19 protein-coding genes and 2 pseudogenes are annotated in these 21,322 nt (G+C 72.4%); 3 read left to right on the top strand and 18 right to left on the bottom strand.

The features are described 5' to 3' along the window. Positions 1–109 precede the first annotated feature (109 nt). From ACFWP2_RS10490 to ACFWP2_RS10445, 10 genes and pseudogenes are all read right to left on the bottom strand, one after another. A complete protein-coding gene (locus tag ACFWP2_RS10490; RefSeq protein WP_380449960.1) occupies positions 110–922 on the bottom strand; it encodes a DUF4253 domain-containing protein in 813 nt (270 codons plus the stop codon). A gap of 364 nt (positions 923–1,286) precedes the next feature. After that, positions 1,287–2,297, bottom strand: a complete 1,011-nt coding sequence (locus tag ACFWP2_RS10485; RefSeq protein ID WP_380449959.1) for an aldo/keto reductase — start codon at positions 2,295–2,297, stop codon at positions 1,287–1,289. Between the two features lie 65 nt (positions 2,298–2,362). Continuing rightward, positions 2,363–3,148: a S1 family peptidase gene (locus ACFWP2_RS10480; protein ID WP_380450176.1), complete on the bottom strand. Its 786-nt coding sequence runs from the start codon at positions 3,146–3,148 to the stop codon at positions 2,363–2,365. Positions 3,149–3,458: 310 nt separating this feature from the next. Further along, entirely contained in the window at positions 3,459–4,028 is a 570-nt protein-coding gene (locus tag ACFWP2_RS10475; RefSeq protein ID WP_380449958.1) for a hypothetical protein, read from the bottom strand. Between the two features lie 110 nt (positions 4,029–4,138). Beyond that, positions 4,139–4,618, bottom strand: a complete 480-nt coding sequence (locus ACFWP2_RS10470) for an RICIN domain-containing protein (protein ID WP_380449957.1) — start codon at positions 4,616–4,618, stop codon at positions 4,139–4,141. 463 nt (positions 4,619–5,081) lie between these two features. Continuing rightward, positions 5,082–5,840 (bottom strand): annotated as a pseudogene (locus ACFWP2_RS10465) (serine/threonine-protein kinase); the annotation flags it as partial. 275 nt (positions 5,841–6,115) lie between these two features. Next, positions 6,116–6,637: an AAA family ATPase gene (locus tag ACFWP2_RS10460; protein WP_380449956.1), complete on the bottom strand. Its 522-nt coding sequence runs from the start codon at positions 6,635–6,637 to the stop codon at positions 6,116–6,118. Positions 6,638–6,845: 208 nt separating this feature from the next. Continuing rightward, the gene (locus tag ACFWP2_RS10455; protein WP_380449955.1) at positions 6,846–7,256 is read right to left on the bottom strand and encodes a sigma factor-like helix-turn-helix DNA-binding protein; all 411 of its coding nucleotides are present in this window, start codon (positions 7,254–7,256) and stop codon (positions 6,846–6,848) included. 138 nt (positions 7,257–7,394) lie between these two features. Continuing rightward, the gene (locus ACFWP2_RS10450) at positions 7,395–8,180 is read right to left on the bottom strand and encodes a helix-turn-helix domain-containing protein (RefSeq protein WP_380449954.1); all 786 of its coding nucleotides are present in this window, start codon (positions 8,178–8,180) and stop codon (positions 7,395–7,397) included. A 19-nt stretch (positions 8,181–8,199) separates the two neighbouring features. Continuing rightward, positions 8,200–8,445 carry a hypothetical protein gene (locus ACFWP2_RS10445; RefSeq protein WP_380449953.1) on the bottom strand — a complete coding sequence of 82 codons (246 nt, stop codon included), beginning with the start codon at positions 8,443–8,445 and terminating at the stop codon, positions 8,200–8,202. 490 nt (positions 8,446–8,935) lie between these two features. Between ACFWP2_RS10445 and ACFWP2_RS10440 the strand changes: the two genes are divergently transcribed. Continuing rightward, on the top strand, positions 8,936–9,214 hold the full coding sequence (locus ACFWP2_RS10440) for a hypothetical protein (RefSeq protein WP_380449952.1): 279 nt from the start codon (positions 8,936–8,938) through the stop codon (positions 9,212–9,214). 4 nt (positions 9,215–9,218) lie between these two features. Here the strand turns inward: ACFWP2_RS10440 and ACFWP2_RS10435 are convergent, their stop codons facing one another. From ACFWP2_RS10435 to ACFWP2_RS10425, 3 genes are all read right to left on the bottom strand, one after another. Further along, on the bottom strand, positions 9,219–10,172 hold the full coding sequence (locus tag ACFWP2_RS10435; protein WP_380449951.1) for an SDR family NAD(P)-dependent oxidoreductase: 954 nt from the start codon (positions 10,170–10,172) through the stop codon (positions 9,219–9,221). Between the two features lie 284 nt (positions 10,173–10,456). Then, entirely contained in the window at positions 10,457–10,681 is a 225-nt protein-coding gene (locus ACFWP2_RS10430) for a holin (RefSeq protein WP_360351044.1), read from the bottom strand. A gap of 202 nt (positions 10,682–10,883) precedes the next feature. Beyond that, positions 10,884–11,897, bottom strand: a complete 1,014-nt coding sequence (locus ACFWP2_RS10425; protein WP_380449950.1) for a questin oxidase family protein — start codon at positions 11,895–11,897, stop codon at positions 10,884–10,886. A gap of 95 nt (positions 11,898–11,992) precedes the next feature. Between ACFWP2_RS10425 and ACFWP2_RS10420 the strand changes: the two genes are divergently transcribed. Further along, a complete protein-coding gene (locus ACFWP2_RS10420) occupies positions 11,993–12,454 on the top strand; it encodes a hypothetical protein (RefSeq protein WP_380449949.1) in 462 nt (153 codons plus the stop codon). An 18-nt stretch (positions 12,455–12,472) separates the two neighbouring features. Here ACFWP2_RS10420 and ACFWP2_RS10415 read toward each other — a convergent pair whose 3' ends face one another. Further along, complete coding sequence (locus ACFWP2_RS10415; protein WP_380449948.1) at positions 12,473–13,138, bottom strand: hypothetical protein; 666 nt, start codon at positions 13,136–13,138, stop codon at positions 12,473–12,475. 336 nt (positions 13,139–13,474) lie between these two features. After that, positions 13,475–13,906 carry a helix-turn-helix domain-containing protein gene (locus ACFWP2_RS10410; protein ID WP_057606767.1) on the bottom strand — a complete coding sequence of 144 codons (432 nt, stop codon included), beginning with the start codon at positions 13,904–13,906 and terminating at the stop codon, positions 13,475–13,477. A gap of 27 nt (positions 13,907–13,933) precedes the next feature. Between ACFWP2_RS10410 and ACFWP2_RS10405 the strand changes: the two genes are divergently transcribed. Further along, complete coding sequence (locus tag ACFWP2_RS10405; protein WP_380449947.1) at positions 13,934–14,353, top strand: DoxX family protein; 420 nt, start codon at positions 13,934–13,936, stop codon at positions 14,351–14,353. Positions 14,354–14,408: 55 nt separating this feature from the next. Here the strand turns inward: ACFWP2_RS10405 and ACFWP2_RS10400 are convergent. The 3 genes and pseudogenes from ACFWP2_RS10400 to ACFWP2_RS10390 form a co-directional block, all read right to left on the bottom strand. After that, positions 14,409–14,471 (bottom strand): annotated as a pseudogene (locus ACFWP2_RS10400) (DUF4291 domain-containing protein); the annotation flags it as partial. A 377-nt stretch (positions 14,472–14,848) separates the two neighbouring features. Then, positions 14,849–15,322 (bottom strand): hypothetical protein, encoded by a 474-nt coding sequence (locus tag ACFWP2_RS10395; protein WP_380449946.1) that lies wholly within the window; start codon positions 15,320–15,322, stop codon positions 14,849–14,851. A 72-nt stretch (positions 15,323–15,394) separates the two neighbouring features. Continuing rightward, the coding region (locus tag ACFWP2_RS10390; RefSeq protein WP_380449945.1) for an RHS repeat-associated core domain-containing protein at positions 15,395–21,322 on the bottom strand (5,928 nt) is incomplete at its 5' end.

Raw genomic sequence — 21,322 nt, 5'->3', positions numbered from 1 at the left:
CCGAGCTGACGGTTGAACAGGTCGATTCGTGGTTCGAGGGGATAGCCGGGGCGCCGACCCCGGTCAGGCCCCGGTCAGGCCCCGGTCAACCCGGTCAGGCGCGCGGGGGTCAGTCCCACCAGAAGGACCACTGGTGGGCGCCCACCAGCTCCTCGGCGTACGCGGTGAGGCTGCCGGAGCCCTGGAAGACCAGGTCGGGGCAGAAGGCGGTGTGCTCGGCGGCCAGCGGGAGGGCCTCGGCGAGCGTGGCGGGCGGCACGGGGACGCTCAACTCCAGGGTGTCGAAGCCGGCTTCGACGACCTGGGCGCCGAAGCGGCGTTCCCAGTCGGCGAGCACGGCGGCGATCTCGTCGATGTCGGCGTGGTTCGTGGGGCCGCTCCAGCCGCACACCGCGAGTGCGTGGGCGCCACTGTCGGCCCGGACCAGGCCGAGGCGGGCGTCCTTGAGGGACTGCAGCACCTCGGCGAGCTCCCGGGCCTCGGTGCCGGCGGCCCCGTCGGGGACGGTGGCGGCGGGGGCGAGGCCGGGCCAGGTGCGGCCGTAGGGGGCGAGGGCTTCGTCGAGTATCTCGGCGTCCTCGCTCACGTCCCCGTCCTCGTCCTCGTCGACCTGCTTCCACCAGGTACTCAGCAGGGCGGCCGGGTCGTAGAGGTCGGGCATGGCGGCGTCGGTCGGGCAGAGCTCGCCGGAGAGCCAGGGCCGGTAGTCGGGGACGGTGCGGTCGAGCGGGGTGAGCAGCAGCGGCCACAGCCCGGTCCGCGGGTGGGCGCGGTGCAGCTGCCGGAACAGCCCGGCGGGGGCGGGGGCGTCACTGATCCACAGCAGCGGCTCCCGCCCGTCGTCCTCGGCGACCGTACGGCCGGGCGGCAGGTCGACGGGCAGGGCGGCGAGGGCGGCGGCGAGGTCCAGGTGCTCGGTCATGCGGCCCACCGTAGGGGCGGGCACCGACACCGGGCGGCGGCGGGCGCCCCGTCAGCTGCCGGGCAGCCACCGCCCGGGCCCACCCGTCCGCCTCGGCAGGCCCGGCGCCCCTCCGGACCAGCCCCGGGCACGCCGCCACCCCGCCCGACGCACAGGAAGTCGGCCCCACCGACTTCCCACGCGGCACGCACCCGAGCCACACGGCACCCACTCAGCGGCGGGCAACAGACGACCGGCCCGGCACCGACCTCACGAAAAGTCGACCCCGCCGACTTCCCACGCGGCACAGCGCCCACCCGGCGGCAGCCAGCAGGCGGCGCCCCCTCGGGGGCCGGCCCCCGCCGCGGGCTCCCCCGTCAGCCCCTCAGGACCAGGGCAGCCCCGCCCGCGTGCGCCAGTACGCCTCGGCGGGCTCGGCCATGGTGGCGAGGGCGGCGAGGTCCTCGGGGGTGGGGCGCAGGGTGGTGGCGGCGAGGTTGGAGGTGAGCTGGTCGGGGGTGGCGGCGCCGGAGAGGACGATGTCGGCCCAGGGCCGGGCGGTGGCCGCGGCGAGGGCGAGGGCGTCGGGGGTGGTGCCGGTACGGTCGGCGAGGGTGCGCAGCGGGGCGGTGTCGGGGCCGGTGGCGTTGCGGCCGGCGAGGCGGCCGTTGGCCATGCCTTCCTTGACGACGACGAGCCAGCCGGCCGCGTGGGCTTCGGCGAGGGCGGGGGCGGCGGAGGTCTCCAGCAGGTTCCAGGTGGCCTGGACGGCGGTGAACAGCGGCCGTCCGTCCGCGGTGACGTCGAGGGCGCGGCGGATGGTGTCGGCCTGGGCGGGGCCGCTGGTGGACAGGCCCACCCGGACGCCGTCGGCGGCGAGGGCGGCGAGGCGCCGGTGCAGGGCGGGGTCGGTGAGGGCGGGGCTGTCGGGGGTGACGGAGTGGATCAGGTAGACGTCCAGGTGGTCGCCGAGCAGGGTACGGGTCTCGTGGATCTGGCGGTCGTAGACGGCGGTGGAGTGTTCCTTGACCTCGTGGGCGGCGACTCCGCTGGTCCGCCAGTCGGCGGTGTAGGTGTAGCCCCACTTGCTGCCGACCGTCACCTCGGCCGCGGCCTCGGGGTGTTCGGTGAGCCACTGGCCGAGGAACTCCTCGGCGCGGCCGTAGGAGCGGGCGGTGTCGAGGTAGCGCACGCCGGCGGCGTACGCGGCGTCGAGCAGGGTGTGGGTGCGTTCGCGCAGGGCGTCGACGGTGCGTTCGGCGGGCAGGTCCGCGTCGCGCCCGAGGTTGATGTAGCCGGGCCGGCCGACGGCCGCCGTGCCCAGGCCGAGGCGCGCGGGCTGCGGGCGCGCGGCGGCGGGGGCGGGGGTTGCGGTGGCGGCGGGGTCGGTCGGCATGGCGGGCTCTCCTCGGGCGCGACGGTTCTCACCTGGGACTTTAGCCGCGCTGCGGGGTCAGGCCGTCAGCGGCCGGTGCTCGTGCCGGTGATCGTGCCGGTGATCCAGGAGGCGTAGGCGGGCACGTCGGTGTACAGGCCGGGGCCGCCCGCGCAGGGCACGCCGGGGGCGCCGGGGCCGGAGGTGGTGCCGATCAGTTCCCAGCGGCCGCCGCGGCCGCGCTGGATCTGGGGGCCGCCGGAGTCGCCCATGCAGGCCATGGCCTCGGGGATCCGGCTGAGCGTGCACAGGCGGGTGGCGCCGGCGTAGCCGGGGGCGCAGTCGGCCGGTGTGCCGATGCGGGTGGGCAGTTCCTGGAGGCGGTCGGGGAAGACCATGTCCGGGAAGCTGGGGGTGTCGACGACGGTGCCGAAGCCGAGCAGCCGGGTGGGGGTGCCGGGGATGCCGGAGCGGTCGGCGATGCGGATGGGCTGCTGGGGGGCGGGGCGGTCCAGGTGGACCAGGGCCAGGTCGTTCTGGTTGGGGCGGGCGGAGCCGTCGCCGAACTCGAAGCCGGGGTGGACGACGACGCGGTCGATCGTGCGCACGGTGCCGCCGCTGTCGCGGTCGGCGCTGCCGATGCGCACGGTGCCCTTGAGGGTCAGCTTGCTGTCCTCGTCGCCGGTCACGCAGTGGGCGGCGGTCAGCACCCACTGGCGGTCGATCAGGGTGGCGCCGCAGGCGCCGTCGGCCAGTTGCGCGGCGCTCAGCGGGATGGTGGCCATGAAGGGGTAGCGCTCGGTGGAGTCGCGGCCGTTGATGATGGCCGAGGCGCTTCCGCTCATGGCGGTGGCGCCGAGCGCGGCGGCCAGGGCGGTGACGGCGGCGGCCCGGGCGACGCCGCGGCGGGCGGGCTTGGCGGCGGCGGTGCGGCCGGCGGTGCGGTCGGTCCTGCGGCCGGTGGTGCGGTCGTGCTTGCGCGCGGTCGTGCGGTCGGTCCTGCGGCCGGTGGTGCGGTCGTGCTTGCGCGCGGTCGTGCGGTCGGTGGTACGGAAGGGCACGGGTGACGGCCTTTCGGTTCGGTCGGTGCTGATGGGCTTCAGCCAACCCGGTGCCGGCCCGCCGGAACACCCGGCCAGCGGGCCGCCGTGACCTGGGGTTGTCCCCCGTCCCGGGGGCGGGCTACCAGGTGGCCCGCCCGCTCTCCCCCGGCTGCGGCGCCGCCGCGGGGGCGGTGCCGCGCCCGCGCTCGGGCCCGTACGCGGGCTCGGATGCGGGCCGGTACACGGGTTCGGACGCGGGCTCGGGCCAGCCCGAGGAGGAGGTGCGCACGGCCTGGACGGGCGCGGCGATCGGCTCGCCCAGCGGACGGGCGGCGCGCATCGGCGCCGCGGTCCGCTCGGCGGCCCGGGTGACGGCCGGAGCGAGGGTCTGCTCCAGGCGCAGCACGAAGTTGACGTAGTCGAGCGGCTTGCCCGGCCAGTGGCAGTCGTTACTGGTGAGCAACTGGCTGCGCAAGCCGTCGTGTTCGGTGAGCGGTCCGGGGGTGGTGCGCAGGTTGGGCTGCCAGCTGCGGCCCCACAGGTGGTGTTCCAGGGAGAGCGTCCAACTCTCCTCGTCCACTTCGATGGTGGCGCCGACCCGCCCGGGCAGCACCCGCAGCCCGTACGCGCCGCGCACGACCGCCCGTTGGTCGAAGTCGGCGCTCCTGCCGACGACGGTGATCCGCCATGCGCCGTGGAACCTGAGCATGCGCGCCTCCTGACGCCTCGGCGCCCGCTCCGAGCAGGGGCGCCCCTTCCACGTCTACGGCCCCGGCCCGCCCCCGGGCTCAACGGCTGGACAATCCCGTGCAGGTCCCGTCAGGTCCGCCACAGCAGCCAGGCGTCACTGCCGCAGGTCAGCTGGAGGGCCTGCTCCCGCTGACCGCCGGACTGCCTGACCGCCGCGCACTTGTCGCTGTTGTTGCTGATCAACTGCCAGGCGTAGTACGTGGAGTCGTAGCGGAGCGTCCAGTACTGGTCGGGGAAGAGGTGGTGGCTCTCGTCGCCGCAGAGGTACTGGGTGATCACCGCCCCCACCTCCTGGCGCGCGGCGTCGACCGACAGGCACAGGCCGCTGTTCCCGTTGCGGATCGAGTAGAGCGGGCCGGCGCTTCCCTGCCCTTCCGCGGTGAGCTGCCAGAACTGCTCCGGTCCTCGCCCGCAGTCCTCCTGCACCAGGCCCTCGGCCGCCTGCCGGCTCCCGTCGGGTACGGACAGGCACATCCGGGTGGCCGCGTTGGTGAACCGGAACCAGCCGGTGGGCGGCGAGGGCGGCTTCGGCGCGGCGGTGGGGGCCACCGGGTTGGTGGCCCGCGGGTCCGACGGTCGCGGCGTGGGCGGGAGGGAGGACGGGTCGGGCGCGGGCGCCGCGCTCGGGGTCGGCGTGGACGTGGGTGTGGGTTCCGGTGTGGGAGTCGGCGTGGGTGTGGGTGTGGGGGTCGGAGCGCTCGGCTGGACGGACGGGGAGCCGGCCGCGGCGGGGCCGCTGCCGCTTGCGGACGGCCGCTCCGCTGCGGGCCCGGCGTTCCGGCCGGCGTCGGACGAGGCGGACGGGAGGAACCGCCAGAGGCCCACCGCGAGCAGACCCACCGCCGCGACGGCGGCGGCGACCGCGAGCGCTCCGCGTCGAGGTCCCCGGGGTGCCGCGGCGGTCCGGACGACCCGCGGGCCCCGTCCGTCCCGCTGTGTCGCCCCCCCGGGTGCGCGCGGCGGCGGTGCCGACCATGGCACGCAGGGCCTGTTCCACCTCCCGCGCATCGCCCGGCCGGTCGGCGGGATCCTTGGCGAGCAGGTCCCGCACCAGTTGGTCCAGGGCAGCCGGCAGCCCCGGCCGCAGGGAACTCGGGGCCGGAGGCTCGGCCGTCACGTGCCGGACGTACAGCTCCTGCCACTCCTCGCCGTGGAACGGCAGGGTGCCGGTGGTCAGTTCCAGCAGCACGCAGCCCAGCGCGTAGAGGTCGGCCCGCCCGTCGACGTCCGTGTTCGTCCAGCGTTCCGGAGCCATGTACGGCAGTGAGCCGATGATGGTGCCCTCACCGGTCAGCCGGGTGGCGCCGGCCTGGTGGCGGGCTATGCCGAAGTCCAGCACCTTGACCGTGCCGGCCCGGGTGATCATGACGTTCGAGGGTTTGACGTCCCGGTGGATCACGCCCGCGTCGTGGGCGGCGGCCAGCGCGCCGCAGATCTGGGCGGCCCACTCCAGGGCGTGTTCCAGGGGTGGGAGGCCGCGCGAGAGGATCGCCGACAGGGGCTCGCCGTCGATGAGTTCCATGACCAGGTAGAGGACGCGCTCACCGTCGTGCTCGGCCTCGCCGAAGTCGAACACGGTGGCTATGTGCGGATGCGGAAGGTTGCCGTTGAACCTGGCCTCGCGCACCATCCGCAGACCGTCGACCACCGACCGGGGCACTCCGACCTTGACGGCCACGGCCCGCTGCACCTGAGGGTCGAAGGCTCTCCAGACCACACCGAACCCGCCCGCGCCCAGCCGCTTCTCCAACCGGTAGCGGCCGTTCAGCACCTCACCCGATCGCAATTTCGCCCCCCAGCGACTGGCCTGTGGTCGGGCGGCCGACGGCGGACGGCCGACACGGTACGCCGATCGCCGCCACGCCTTGCCGACCGCCCTGCTGAACTTCCGCGGGGAACCTACCAGGTTGGGCCCCCGCCCGAGGGCCGTTGTCCCCAGGTGGCCGGACGCCGGGTCCGGAGCGGGATCCCGGGCCCGTAAGGGCCCGGACGGGTCGCCCTCCGCTGCCGGCCGCGCGCCCTCCTGCGCGCGGGGCGGGTGGGGCGTCAGCTGCCGACGGCCGCCGCGATCCGGCGGGCGGCCTGGTCGGGCGTGAGGTGGGTGGTGTCGACGACCTCGGCCTCGGCGTGCAGCCAGGTGCGGGCCGCCTCGGCGTACGGTTCGAGGTGTCTGAGGCGGAACCGGGACGGGCCGAGGACGGTGTCCCCCTCGATCCGGCCGCGCAGGGTGTCCTGGTCGGCGTGGAGGACGAAGTGCCGCACCGGGATGCCGTGTTCGGCGAGGCCGGCGCTGATCTCGCGCCAGTACCGCTCGACCAGGACGGTCATCGGCATCACCAGGGTGCCGCCGGTGTAGTCGAGTACGCGGCGGGCGGTCTCGACCACGAGCGGCCGCCACGGCGGCCAGTGCTGGAAGTTGTCCGTCTCGGGCAGCCCGGGTGTGATGTCCATGAGCGTCTCGCCGACCTTCTCGGCGTCGAACACCCGTGAATCCGGGATCAGTTGCCGCAGGAGCGCGCTGGTCGTCGTCTTGCCCGCGCCGTGGGTGCCGTTGAGCCATACGATCACGGGCCCGATGCTAGCGCCGTCCGGGGGCGCGCCCGCCGAGGCCGCCGCGGCCGCGGGTGCGCGCGTCGGCCCCGGATCCGCCCGGGGCGCGCGAGAAGTCGGCCCCGCCGACTTCCTGTGCGGCGCCGCCCGTACCGCACGGCACGGTCGACAAGGCCGGCGGCCCGGCTGCGGCCGGTCAGTGGCGGCGGGCGGCGGTCAGCGGCGGTCAGCGGCGGGCGGCGGACAGGGAGCGGAGCTGGACGTGGACGGCGCCGGGTTCGGTGCCGGTGAGGGCGGCGATCTCGTCGGCGGACAGGTCGAGGACCAGGTGCAGCAGCAGGACGTCCTGCTGGGTGGCGGTGAGGTGGGCGACCGGGCCCAGCGGCCGGGGGCCGGCCAGGGTGCAGACCCGGCGGCGCACCGCCTGCCAGGCGCAGGCGGCCGGGCTGGCGGTGGCGAGGGCGTCGAGCCAGTGGCCGCCGAGCTCCTCGAAGGCGGCACGGACGGCCAGGGGGGCGTCGGCGGGCGGCAGGAGCAGTTCGGCGTAGTCGAGGTAGTGGCGCAGGTGGAGGTCGTGCAGCGCCCACAGGCCCAGGGCGGGCCCGGGGGCGGCCGAACGGCGTGGTGGTGTCGGCATGGTGGTGTCCCGAGGTGGCGCGGGTGAGTGCTGGGGCACGGGTGAGTGCCGGTACGCGGGCCGGTACGACGACCGCTACGAGGGCACGCCCTGGTCCGCGGCCGGGGCGCGGGTGGCGCGTCCCGGCCGCGGACCGGGTCACACGAGCACCGACGGGTTGTCGTCGGTGCCTTCGCGGCCCGATGCGGCGGGCTGGCCGGGGCCCTCGTCCCGTTCGGCGGCGAGGCTGTTGCGCAGGGTCACCCACATCCGGAACAGGATGTCCGTCGGGGTGCCGGCGCTGGAGGACTGCATGGCCCGGGCGAACTCGCTGTGGTACGTACGCGAGTTGACCGGCAGCGGGGTGCGGGCGTTGTTCGTCCGGTCCCAGGCCGCCGCCCACAGCTCGCGGCGGGCCTCCCTGACCCCGCAGACCTCCATGTAGGCGAGGAAGACGGGTTTGCGCAGCGGGGCCTCGCCCTTGAGGACCAGGGCCAGCGTGCTGGAGGGCAGGCGTCCGCCCCGGTCGCGGGCCCGGCGGTCCAGTTCCCGCAGGGACGGCCAGTCGGCCTTGCGGCGCATCTCGTGCATCGCGCGGCGCAGGTCGGCGAAGGAGTCGGCCTGTTCGGGGTCGACCCGTCGGGGTGCGCGCAGCCGCCGGCTGCCCGAGGGGCGGGGCACGTGGGCCCAGTAGTTGGCCTGGACCCACTTGCGCCGGGCGGTCTTGAGGTCGCCGCCGCATTCGCGGGTGACGGCCTCGACGACCTTCCAGCTCGGCACGGAGCGCCCGCCGGCGGCCCGTTGCAGGGTGGTGGCGTGGTAGTTGGTCCGAGCGGCAAGCTGACGGTACGTCAGATCGGCCTGCTCGCGCTGCTCCCGCAGCCAGGTGGCCAGCCGGCCCAGCGCCGGCTCGGTCGCCTCGACCGGATTCTCTCGGCGTCCCATCGCAGACAGGCGCTCTCCCCTAGGCCCGCTCCCGTCGAAGCCTGGCGGCCAGCAGCCAGCCACCGGCGGTCAGTTCGAGAGCCGTTCCGGCCGACATGCCGGTCGCCACCAGAGCGGCCGTCAGCACGACCGTCAGGACGACCACGACGACGAGCACGGTCGTCTGGCCGGCCACGGGCGGCCGGGGCGGACGCGGGCGGCGCGCGGGCGTCGGATCGCCGGCCGCACAGGGGATGGGGACGCGCTTGTTTCGCTTCCTCGTCATCGAGGAACCTCCTATATCACTGTCCACTCCAACAGGTGGGCACTTGTGCGGTTGGCGTCGCACGGAATGCCCGTCGGTGACACTCTGTCAGGCGTATGGGTGAATCCCAATCGGTTCGGCGAACATCGCGTGGATTGATGCCCGACAGTCCCGGCCGCTACCTGAAATCTTTCGAAAGCCCTACCAGAAAGCCGCAGTTCAGCGAATCGAAACCGGATATTGATGCGCCTTTGTGCAGCGCGCCCTTGTAAGCCGTCCTGACCGGATGTGACGATTGACGGCGGCGTCACCCGGACCTGCGGGTCCGGAACCCGGGGGGCGCTGTTCACTCCAACATTCTCGGGAACATCGGCAGCGGGCCGTGTTGGCGCATGGGCCCGCCCGGACAGCAGAGACCGCCCGGCCCTGGTGGCCCGAGCGGTCTCTCTGCGTTCCGGCGCCGGAGCCCGGCGAAGCGGCGGCAGGGCATAGAGGGCATAGAGTGCGTCCCATGTCCGAGGAGTGGGGAGAGCCGCAGGCTCCCGGGAGCGCGAAGCCGGCGACCTACGAGAACGTGCGTGCCGCGATCCTGGTCTCGCTCGACTTCGCCAACCTGGACATGGAGTTCCCCCGCATCGCGCACTGGCTGAGCCGGCTGCCCGCGGCGGACCGCGACCGCCTCCTGGGCGAGCTGGAGGCGATCGCCGCGACCGACGCGATCCGCCGCGGCGACGCGACGTACCTGCTGGACGACCTCGGGCTGCGCCGCGTCCGCTGGGAGCAGCCCTGAAAGGTCATCCCACGAGGCCGGGCACCGGGTCGAGGCCGGTCAGCTCGCGGCTGGCCGCCCACAGCCGCGCGGCGGTCGCGGTGTCGGTCAGGTGGTCCCACAGCGGTTCGGCCCTGGGCGCGCCGCGCAGTCCGAACGCGCGGGGGCTCCACATCCGGCCGCCGCGCACGCCCGGGTCGAGCACGGCCCGGACGGCGGGCCACGCGGCGGCGTCCTTGCCCTGGACGACGAGCCCGAGCGGCAGGTGGCGCAGCCGCTCGCCGGTGGTGCGGACGTGGACCGGCGGGCGCGAGGGGGTGAGGGAGTCGAGCGCGCCGCCGGGGTGGACGAGCACGCTCAGCGTCGTGCCGCCGGCGGCGCGCAGGCGGCGGTCGAGTTCGACGGCGAAGAGCATCTGGGCCAGTTTGGAGCGCGCGTAGGTGCGCTTGGGCCGGTAGTCGCGGGTGCTCTGGAGGTCGTCGGGGTCCAGGCGTTCGGACTTGGCGGCGAAGCTGCCGGTGGTGACGATCCGGCTCCCTGGTGCGGCCGCGAGCAGGGGTGCCAGGTGGTGGGTCAGCGCGAAGTGCCCCAGGTGGTTGGTGGCGAACATCAGCTCGTGCCCGTCGGCGGTCTCACGGCGCGGCGGGTGGTCGAGCGCCACGCCGGCGTTGTGGACGACCGCGTCGAGCCGGTCCAGGCCGAGCGCGTCCACGGACGGGCCGAGCGAGGCGAGGTCGGCCAGGTCCAATGGCAGGTGCGCCACCCTGGCGCCGGGGACGCGCGCGCCGATGGAGGCGATCGCCGCCTCGGCCTTCGCCCGGTCGCGGCTGCCGAGGACGACCGTGGCCCCGGTGGCGGCGAGTTGCTCGGCGACGAAGTACCCGATGCCCGCGTTGCCGCCGGTGACCAGGACGTTCTTCCCCTCGGCACGGGGCGGCCGGTGGACGTCCCACGGCGGGGGCGGGGGCAGGGAGGTCATGGCGGGCTCCTGGAACTCGGAGGGGCGGATCCGGCGGTACGGGCGGGCCCCGCGCATCGCGGCCGGTCACGCCCGCCTCCCAAGGTCCCGGAGGCCGCTCACATCCCACCGGCAGCTCACCGTCCGCGCTGTCGGCCCACCGGCACGGGGCGGACCCGGCGCGAGGCGAGGGGCGCGCGATAAGGGCGCGCGACGTGACGCCGCGCCAGCAGGAGTTCGCGTTCCGACGTGCGGGGTGCGACACGACGTCGCACCCCGCACGCCCCTGTCGCCGGCCGGCCCCGCTACTCGCGCGGGCGGCCCAGCAGGGCGGCGGAGGCCGGGTCGCCGACCCGGGTCGCCACCGCGCCCTTGAGTACGCTCAGCGCGGCCGGCAGTGCCGCCACCGCCGCCGCCTTGAGCGCGCCGATCGAGGTCAGGTCGAACTTGTCGGCCAGCAGCAGGCCGAGGAACGCCGCGGCGTACGTGGCGACGGTGCGCTCGACCAGGTCGAGGATGAACTTCCGCATGGTCAGGACTCCTTCGTGGCGGAGGCGGTGAGGTGCACGGTCACGGTCTGCGCGCGACGGTCGCGCGGGCGTCGGGGTCGGCGTTCGGAGGGCATGCGGCAAGCGCCGTCGGGGAGTTGCCGCCCCTCATGTACACGTTCGCGCCGCCGGATCCGACGACGCGCCCGGTGGACGAATCCCGGCGGCCCCTCGGGGCGCCTCCTCACCCCGGCGGGGTGCTCAGCTCCACGGCCCGCAGAGCCGCCGCCAGGGCTGGCGCGTCGCCGACGTCGAGGGCGGTGTCCGCCAGCTTGATGACGTGTTCGTCGCCGTGTGCCAGTGCCCGCTCGAAGACCTCCTCCGGGGTGAACGCCCCGGGCGGCACGTAGGCGACCGGCTCCGCGGGCGTGTACATCGCCGTCACCGCCGCGCAGGCCGTCCAGGCCGCCCGCAGGCTCGCCGGCCACAGCGCCCGCGGGAGCGCGGGCAGCGTGCGCAGCACGGCGTTGGGGGCGGTGGCCGCGTGGACGAGCATCGTCTCCTCGCCGTGGCCGTAGGCGGCGTACCGGTGGGTCGCCGCCCGTACCAGTTCGGTGAGGCGGCCGTGCGCCTGCCCCGGTTCCGTCGCCTCGGCTCCGGTCCACACCGGCAGGGCCGTGACGTGGACGAGGCGGTCCGGGAAGCCGCCGTCCTGGGCGGCGATGGCGGGCACCGCGTCGAGGGCGGCTGCCGCGCCAGGGGCGCCGGGCAGTCGGGCGGGCGCCGCGACCGGCCGGTGGCGGGCGGCCCAGTAGCCGAGGCCGTGGGCGAGTTCCGCCAGGCGCGGCCGGGTGCTCTCGCCGGCCAGCAGCGTGCGCACCGCGTGCCCCACCCGGATCACCGGGTGCGTGGAGCCGCCGTACAGGCCGGGCAGCAGCCGGGGCCACCACCGCTCCAGCACCTCGCGCCAGGGGTGCTCCGCCACCTCCCGCTCGAAGTGGCCGATCCAGTCGGCCGCACGTCCCGAATCTCCCAGTGCCGAGCGCCAGTTGGCGTCCGTGACCGGCTCGACGCGGGACGGGAGGTCCTCCAGCTTGCGCGCGTACAGGTCGAGCCAGCGGTGCACGGCACGTGCCTGTCCGCGGGCGGTGAGGGCCTCGACGGCCATCGGCGCGTGGTTGGTGAGCCGTCCGAGCCGTTCGGGCCCCGTGGTGTGCAGTCGTTGGAGCGCTTCGTCCAGAATCCCTGTCGTGTCCACGGGCAAGGACCGTAGGCGGGATCCCGGAGCGGCGTATCGGGCCGCGGACCTACGCCCGGTGCGGGGCCGTCCACCTGCCGATCTACGCTTGCGGGATGACCGAAGCTCTGCTGAACCGCTACCGCCGTGCCGTGGAACCCCTGCTGGAGCCGGGCGAGCGCCTGCTGGACGTCGCGACGGTGGTGCCGGTGGCCGGGGCGCGCGGGGTCGGGGACGGGGCGGGGGCGCGGGTCGGCAACACGCTGGGGCGACTCGGCGCGGTGTCGGGGCAGTCGGGCAGCCTCGCGAGCGGCTTCCCGACGACGACGGGCGAGGTGCGGACCAGGCTGCTGGCCGTCACCGACCGCCGGACCGCGTTCGTCACCGCGCTGGACGTCCGCAAGGCCGGCCGGCTGCTGTGGCACGCCCCGCGGCAGGCGGTCCTGCGGGTGGAGCGGCGCCCGAGGCTGCAGGCGATGGCACGGTTCCGGCTGCACTTCGCGGACGGCTCCGCGGTGTCGCTGTACACCATGCGCCGGCGCACCATCGAGGCCCTGGCGGACCACCTCGGACGCTAGGACGCGTCTCCGGAGGGCTCAGTAGGTGTACTCGATGCCGCGGTACTCCTCGCCGTGGCCGAACAGGGGATCGACCTTCGCCAGCCCCAGGTACCGCCGGAAGGCCGGGTCCCAGTCGTGTTCGTGGAGCCGTTCGACGGTGCGTCGATAGCGCTCCGAGGTGGTCGGCGGCCCCGCCTCCGCCGCCATCCGCGCGGCACCCCTGAGCGCCAGCATGGCCTCGTGCTCCAGGACGGTGATCAGGACGAAGGCCGCCACGCGCACGGTCACCTCGGGGGCCTTCAGCTGCGCGTAGTACGTCTCCAGGCCCGCCCACACCGCGTCCGTGACGCGCCGGTCGAAGCCCCCGGCGCCCGGGCAGTCCTCCGCCCAGAGCGGCCCGCCGGCGCCCAGGTACACCAGGAACCCCAGCGCCACCGCCCGCACCCCGGCCCGCTCCGAGGAGGCGAGCCGCACCAGCTGCGGCGCCACCTGCTCCGCCGGGAGCAGGTAGCCGCCGGAGTGGTCGTGGAAGACCAGCTCGTACAGGCGGTCGGCCCACTTGCGGGCCTCGGCATGGTCCTCCGCCCCGGCCAGTCCGCGCAGCACCTCGGGAATGTCCGCCCCACCGCCCGGGTAGTGGTCGGGCCCGCTGCACAGGTGCGCCCAGCGGGCGGGGTCGAGCTCGTCCTCGAGGAGTTCCATCGGGCCAGGTTAGTACTCCAGCTGTAGTTCTTGATCTGCTGCGGAGCGACCTGTCGTTGCCGCCGCCCGTCGTCGATCATGGGTGGCCTCATCCGTGCCGCTGCGCCGGGCGGACTGGAAGGCTGAGCTCACGGCTTCGAGCATCGTCTCCAGTACACCGAGTATCTGCGGACTGGTACGAGCGCCCTCTGGGTTCGGTTGCGGGAGCTCCTTCAGGACCAGGGGCTTGACCCTGAGGCGACGGTCGTCGTTGGCCTCTTGCAGGAGGGCCCCGATCACGAGGATGGCCAAGTCTCCGGCGACGGCAGGGTCTACAGGTCCAGCCTCTTCTATTGATCAGAAACGGCTCGGGTTCTCATCAACATGAGGGGTCTTCACCGGGGTCGCCTGATCCGCCTCGATGGTCCTGGCCGCCTCGGCTGCTTCCCGGAAGGTGACGACCGCCTCGCCGTTCTCCCGCGCCCATGCGGTGAGCATCCTGATGGGCTCCTCCAGGGTTCGCCCGAGATCGGTCAGGCCGTACTCCACGCGCGGCGGCGCCTCGGCGTACGCGTGCCGCTCGACGAGCCCGTTGGCTTGGAGCCGGCGCAACGTCTGGGTCAGTACCTTGCGCGAAATGCCACCGCTCAGCTCGACCAGCTCGCCGTGGCGCAACGGGCCGTCGGTCAGCGCGAAGAGCGTGACCATGGACCACTTGCTGGCGATGATCTCCATGGCCAGGAGAGCGGGACAGTCGGCGAGGAAGGCAATTCCGGGTCGCAGGCTCATGCCCCGAAGGTTACCTGGAGGTACCTGATGGCCGCCTATCGTCGTCGAGGTGCGCACGCCCCCTTACTCGCATTTCGCACGATTGAGGTTTCAGCCATGTTCGTCTCCCTTGCCGTCGTCACCGTGTTCATGTCGGCGCTTCTCCTGGTATCGGCCGGGGCCAAGTCTCTGCGGACGCGGCACATCACCGAGCAGATGTCCACCCTCGGAGTGCCGCAGAGCATGATGGCTTTCCTGATCGGCGCTCAGATCGCGGGCGCGGCCGGTGTGATCGCCGGACTCTGGTGGGCACCCGTCGGAATCGCCGCCGCGATCGGCCTGACGCTCTATTTCGCTGGGGCGGTCGCCTTCCACCTGCGCGTCGGCGACCGCAAGGGCGCGTCTCCGGCGGTGGTCCTCACCATGGCCTCCGTCGCCCTGATCGTGCTGCGTGCCGCCACCCTCTGACAGCGGACAGCCAGTCTGACGCTGGCCTTGATCGTGCTGAGTGAGGTTGGTCTCCGATGCGTCCGTCCCGTGCAGCCGGAAGGCCGATCTCCGGGGCGTACGCCTGGAAGATGGTCACCGTGGAGGCGGTGCGGAGAGCGCATCTCGAACGTGGGTACTGGCACGGTGACCAGGGTCGATCTTCGGCGAGCCCCGCCCCACCGGTCGTGAATGTGAAGCCGCCCGGCCATGCAGGGCCGGGCGACATGGGGGAATGCGGTGCGTGTGAGTTCCATTGCCGCGCAGTCGGACCGCGCTGCTCCAAGCTGGTCTCTCCGCTGACGGTGCCGTCACCTCCTGCCGTCAGACACCAGATCAGCCCCGCCAGGCATCGCTCGGCGGGGCTGATCTTTGTCACTGCATGGCCCTTCTTAGCGCGCGACCGGATCGAATCGAATATATAATCCCATGTACCCCATAAGTGCCAAAGCTATGGAACCCGGCACTTGAGACCCATCAGAAAGAACCGAAGAACCGGTCCCACCAAGTGGGCTCCCCAGAACCATGGAAAGGCAGAAGAGTGGATCCGTCATAGCGGATTTCGAGAAGTTCTTCCGGAACCGCCACGTACCCGGATCCAGCAAGAACTTGCTCTACCTTCTCAAGGTCACTCGCGTCGAGCTCGCCTTCAGCGAGTGCCTCGTCCGTACCCAAGAAGGCGCCAGGGTTATCGGCCGCCACCATCGCCAATGGCTTGAACTTGCTCACCAGGACAACAATCCTCGTCCCGCAAACCGCGACTTCCCCCGGCACCTCGATTCGTCCGTACTGGGCAGAGTCCTGGATGTCTCGATCGATCACACAAGGCGCCGAGAAGCGAGAACCCAGCCGCACAGCCAGGCGACTGAATGAAGCTGCGGCATCGGCTGCATCGTAGTCAGCTGGCGCTTCTGTCCATGCCGGATCATCCAGACGATGCAGAATTTCCATCAGGCTTTCATTTCTCTCCACGATCCTCCAATCACCGAATATTTCACACCCTGGAATGATCAAACTACGCCCTCATTGCGGGAACGCCGTGAGCACCTTTCCAGTGAGAGGTTCGTAACGCACCAGAATCCTTACCCCTCCTACGGTCCCGATCACGTCCTGAACCGCAGGTTCGCCCCTCCTGGTTTTAAGGGTCCTCTCGGCATGAACGGCAGACCCCTTGTACCAGGTCCTTTGACTATTCGGACTCGTCACCACGTCAGCGACAGCATCCAGAATCTGGTCATCATCCCATCCCTCCGGGAAAGCGTCCTTGCCCGGAGCCCCCGGGTGTTTGTGACCTTCAAGGATGTGGTCTGACCTCTCGTCACCGATCAGCTCCCGGCCGATTCCACACTTTTTGCCACTGCTGTCGCACGACTTCTTGGCCAGCCTGGCCAGGTCGTCCGACTCCTTTGCGGCGAGGCGGGCGGCATCGTCTCCGGTTCGGGCCGCCCCGGTGGCGAGCTTCGATCCTTCCTCGGCGAGCTTGACGCCCTTGGCGACCTTGCCGACCGGCAGGAGGCCCGCGACCGCCATGACGCAGCTGGTCGCGTCCCCGTTGACGCAGCGGCGAGCGTCGTTCACACCGCTGACTTCGGCCACGACGTGGGCGATGGCGTGCCAGGTGGGGTTGTCGTTGTACCCCAGCACTTCGGACGTCCACGAGAGGGCGGGCTTGCGCCTGTCGGTTCTGGCGTTGAGGTTGACCGTGTTGTCGATGCGGACTGACGGCTTCCCGATCGCCGAGTAGACGATGCTCTGGTGCCAGTTCCAGCCGCCGTTGCCATCGGGCGACCAGGTCTCGGTGAGCCCGTGGGCCACCTGGTTGCTGAAGCCGCCGGCCTCGCCGTCGGGGCGCAGGCCGGTGGGGTCGCTGAGGGTGAGCGGGTTGTTGTTGCTGTAGGTGTAGCCGGCCAGCGACTGGGGGTCGGTGCCGACCAGCACCGGGTCCACGCTGATGAACCGGCCGGTGGCCGGGTCGTAGTCGCGGGCGCCGAGGTGGGTGAGGCCGGTGGGCTCAGCCGTGCCGCCGAGGAAGCCCCGGGTGCCGGCCCAGGTGGCGGGGGTGGTGCCGCGGGTGCCGCCGAAGGGCAGCGAGCGGCGCTGGTCCACGGCGCCGGTGGCGGCGTCGATGCCGACCTCGGCGGTGCCGTGGTGGTCGTTGACCTGGAAGGTCAGCCTGTTGTCGTCGGTGCGGACGGCGGTGGCCGCGCCGAGCTGGTAGTAGCGGGTGGCGGTGGCCTTGGCGGCGCCCTTGACCAGCTTCAGTTCGGTGCCGCCGAGGTAGAGCGTCCAGTTCTCGGCGGCCGGGTCGGCGGTGTCGAGGGTGTGGCCGAGCAGGCGGTTGCCGCCTGCGTCGTACAGGTAGTCGGTGGTCTTGTTGGTGGTGGTGACGGTGGTGCCCGCCGTGGTCTTGACGGTCTCGGTGAGGCCGGCGAGGCGGCCTTCGGTGTCCCAGGTCAGGGACTGGTCGCCGGTCCGGTTGCCGGAAGGCGACAGGTGCCGCCCAGTGGTGTGGCCGCCGGCGTCGTAGTCGTAGCTCTCCACGACCGGAGCGCCGACGGCGCCGGTCACGGTGGAGGTGGAGCTCAGACTGTGCGGGCGGGCCGCGGTCGCGGCGGGGTAGGTGTAGCTGGTGGTGCTGTCCTGACCGGTGTTGCCGGCGGGGTCGTGCCGGGTCTCGCCGGCCCGGGTGCCGTCGGTGTTGTAGGTCCAGCTGGTCCAGTACGGTGCCGGACCGCCGAGGGCGGAGCCGCTCGGAGCGGCCGCGCAGTCGGCACCGGCGGGCGTGAACGCGTCGGTGAGACGGGCCAGGTAGTCGTACCGGAAGCACTGCCGGTCGGTGCCGGAGCGCGAGGTGTCGGTGACCGAGGTGACGTTGCCGGCCTGGTCGTAGGTGTAGGCGGCGGCGCGCGCGGCCCCGGTGACCCCGTACTGGTCGGTGCGGCTGGAAGCCAGGCGCTGGGTGCCCCACTCGTAGCCGTTGGTGACGTACACCTCCTTGCCGGTGGTGCCGTTGCCGAGCGTGGTCTGCAGGGGCTTGCCGGTGAGACTGTAGGTCTGGCCGGTCTGGTACTTCGTCAGGCCGTCGGAGCCGATCGGCCGGTTCATGGCGTCGTAGCTGAGGGCCACCGACTCGCCCGGCAGGTTGCCGGCCGCCGGGTAGGCGACCGACCTGGTCTGGCCGTCAAGCCGGTAGCTGGACCCGCTGATGTAGCTGCCCGCCAGGGCCTCCTGGCCCGGGACGGACGGGACGGTCACCGTGGTGCGGGTGGGCCGGGCGAGGGCGTCGAACAGCGAGTAGGTGGTCTTGTACTGGTAGGTCGTACCGCCGACGGTGCTGTAGCGGGTGCTGGACGACAGCACACCCTTGTTGCCGGACGGGTCCCAGGCCTGCGAGGTCAGCAGCGGCCCGGTGACCGGACCGTCGTGGGTCTCTACCAGGCGGCCGAGGTTGTCGTAGACGCGGCTGACGGTCTTCCCGCGGCCGTCGGTGGAGCCGGTCAACTCCCCGAGGTCGTTGTAGACACGTACGGAGGTCCCGGTGTCCGGGTCCACGGCCGTGGCCTGGCGGCCGAGCTGGTCGTAGAACCAGGTCCAGACGCTGCCGGCCGGGTTGGTCAACCTGTTGAGGTGGCCGGCCGGGTCATAGCCGTAGGTGGTGGCGTCGTAGGCCCCGGTGGGGGTGGCCGCCTTGTACTGGCGCAGCTCGACGGTCCGGCCCGCCGCGTCGGTGATGGTGGTGGTCGGGGTGCCGCCGGTGGGCGGGGTGACGGTGACCCGGTCGCCGCCGTACTCGGTGAGCGTGGTGGCGAGCGGGGTACCGACGCCGTTGCCGGCCAGCACGGTCGACTTGACGACTCGGCCGAGCCCGTCGTAGACGTTGGCGTTCTGGGTCTCCACGCCCGTGGTGTCGTCCACGGTGCGCAGCACCGGCGACGGGGCGCCGGTGGCGTAGTAGGGGGCGTAGGCGAGGGCGGCCTGGCCGCGCTCGTCGTAGAAGGTGTCGGTCAGCACGCGGCCGCCGTTGTCGCCCGGGGACTGGCTCTGCCGGGCTCGGCCGAAGCCGTCGTAGAGGGTGAACAGGCTCCGCTGGGTGGCGTCCTCGTTGAGGGTCTTCGTCGTGACGGCCGTGATCTGCCCGTCCGCCATGGCGTAGACGTACTCGTAGTCGGGGTTGCCGCCGGACTTGGGACGGTCGGGCAGCCAGACCTTGAGGGTGCGGCCGAGCGCGTCGTACTGGAGGTCGGTGCGGCGGTTGTTGGTGTCGAGGGTGTCGACGGCCAGGCCGCGCAGCAGGTCGTAGTCGGTGGTGTTGGTCTGGGTGGTGGTGGCATCCCCGGCCTTGGCGGGCGGGGTGGTGTCCACGGACCTGGTGGGCCGGCCGGTGGCCGGGGTGTAGGCGGTGGTCTTGGCCCGGGCGCTCGGCGAGGCCGTGGTGACCGGGTTGGTGGCGCCGGTGAGGTCGTAGACCGTGGTGGAGGCCACGGTGGTGGTGCCCACCGTCCGCCCGTAGCCGTCGTAGGCGGTGGCGTTGTCGAGGTAGGTGGCGCTGTTGCCGGTGCGGCTCTTCAGGGTCTGGGTGAGAGTGACGTCGCCCTTGGTCGGCGCCGCGCCGAAGCCCTGCCCGTCATAGCGGTAGCGCACGTCGAAGAGGACGGCCGAGGTCCCGTCGGCCTGGGTGTCCCGGTTGACGGCGGCGCCGCAACTCGCGGCGACCGTCTCCTCCTGGACCTTGCCGGCGAGGAACCACGCGGGCACGTTGTCTGCGTAGCTGAGACGGGTGCACCTGTCGTCGCTGCCGACGGCGACGTCACCGAGGTCCTCGATCACGGTGTTGCGGCCGTAGCCGTCGAAGGTGACGTTGCGCCGGGTCTCGCGCCAGCTGTTGCCCGCGCCCTTGTCGAGGGAGGTGAAGGTGCGGGTGACCGTGGTACCGGTGAGGTTGGCGGTGGTGGTGCCCCAGTCGCGGACGCGCTTGGCAGTCTCCTGCTTCCACGGCGTGTTGACGGTCTTGGAGAGGATGACGCCGCCGGGCTTGTCGTACTGCTCGGTGCGGTACTCGTAGCCGGCCCATGCGTTGTCGTCGGTCAGGACGGTGCCCTGCCCGTCGTCGACGGTGACGGCGCGCTTGCCGTTCTTGTCAGCGGGGTTGTTACGGTCCTGGTCCATGCCGCGCAGGAAGTAGTGGTCGGCCTGCGTCGTCATGCCCGTGACGCCACCGGTCTCCACCCGGGTGCGGGCGTAGCCGCGCCACTGCGACCAGGTCTTGAGCTTGTCCTTGGTCAGGCCGTCCTCGTCGTCGAAGTGCCAGGCGGCGTCGCCGAGGTAGGTGTAGTGGGTGACCATGTCGGGTGCGCCGCCGGTGCGGTCGGTGGCGATGACCGCGTCGACGACGTACTTGTTGAACCACTCGGTGGTCACCGGCACGTCGTTGGACGGCTGGTACATCTGCGGGAAGCAGCGGGTGGTGTTGGTCTGCGGGGTGGGCAGGTTGTTCCAGTCGCAGGCCGCGGCCGAGTAGTTGACGTCGATCTGGCCGCCGAGCTCGTCGGTGACGGTGCCGAGCCGCTGCTTGATGAACGGCATGCGGCCGTCGCCGACCTTGTCGAGCCGGTTCGCCAGCTGCTTGTAGGCGAAGGTGGTCTTCGGCAGCGCGACGGACGGGGTGGCGGAGGAGCCGGTGTGCTTGATCGAGTCCAGCAGCAGCTGGTAGTCGAAGTCGGCGGTGCCCCACTTGTGGGTCAGGTCCCAGGTGTCGACGGTGGCGTAACTGCCGTCGCCCTGCAGGGTCTTGGCCGCGATCTGGGTGAGGCGGGTGCGGGTGAAGAAGGTCGGCGAGTACTGACCGGTGCAGTCGGTGCCGTCCTTGCAGTTCTGGTCCCACGGAGTGTCGTACCAGTACTGCCGGTTGGCGTCGATCTTCGCCGGATCACAGGTACCGGCCGTGGTCTCCAGGCAGCGCTCGGCGGTGCCGAAGTCGACCCGGCCCATCGGCTTGACGGAGGCCGAGTACACGTCCTGCTGCTGCTGGCCGTACTCGATGTGCTCCAGACGGCCGCCCCGCACGTACGGGGTGCGGTCGGTGGCCTTCAGGTTGCGGCCGTAGTTGTTGGTCTCCGGCGTGTACCAGTAGGTGATGTCGTTGCCGTGGGCGTCGACCACCAGGTCCAGGTTCCACCGCCAGCCCTGCTGGCACCACGACGACGCGAAGTCCGCGCCGTTGCACGGCTCGCCCGCGTTGTTGCCGTAGACCGGCACCGTGTACACGGACTTGGTCTCCGGCTTGCCCGCCGACCAGTTCGGCAGGCGGTTGTAACCGAAGTAGTAGCTCGTGCCGTCCGTGGTGGTGGCGCGGAAGTACTCGCCGTCGTTGTCGCCGTTGCCCCGGCCCGTGTCACGAACACGCACGACCTTCGTCGCGTCGTCGTTCTTGATCCGCCACTCGTCACCGGAGACCGGGATCAGCTCACCGGAGTGCCCGGCGAAGCTGATCGTCGCGTTGTCCGTCCCCCAACACTGGTCGCCCGGGCTGTTGGTGCCGGTCTTCGGGGCGCCGTCGTCGGCGCAGGCCTTGTAGCTGCGCTCGACGAAGCCGGGCGACAGGTCGAAGCCGTCACCCGCCCAGGAGGCCTGGTTGTTGCTGTTGGCCGTGCGGCCGTCGATCGCACCGGAGTTGTACGACAGGCCGATCTTCGGGGTCAGCCCGCCGGGCATCGTGGTCAGCGGTATGTCGTACGACCAGGTGAACGCGCCGCTGTTCAGCGCCGTCGACCACGACGACGCGCTGGAGAGCGGCGTCGCCTTGTAGTCGCCGCTCGGCCCGGCGCTGCCGGTCGTGGCCGCCAGCACCATCGCGCCCGGCGCGGACGCCAGGCGCATCGACCCGGCCGGGGCCGTGGTCAGCGCGTCCGCGGCGACGGTCTGCTTCGCGACGTCGTTGCCGCCCGGCAGCGG

The organism is Kitasatospora sp. NPDC058444 (assembly GCF_042721415.1).
Taxonomy (GTDB): domain Bacteria; phylum Actinomycetota; class Actinomycetes; order Streptomycetales; family Streptomycetaceae; genus Kitasatospora.
This window is presented reverse-complemented; position numbering and strand designations above follow the sequence as displayed.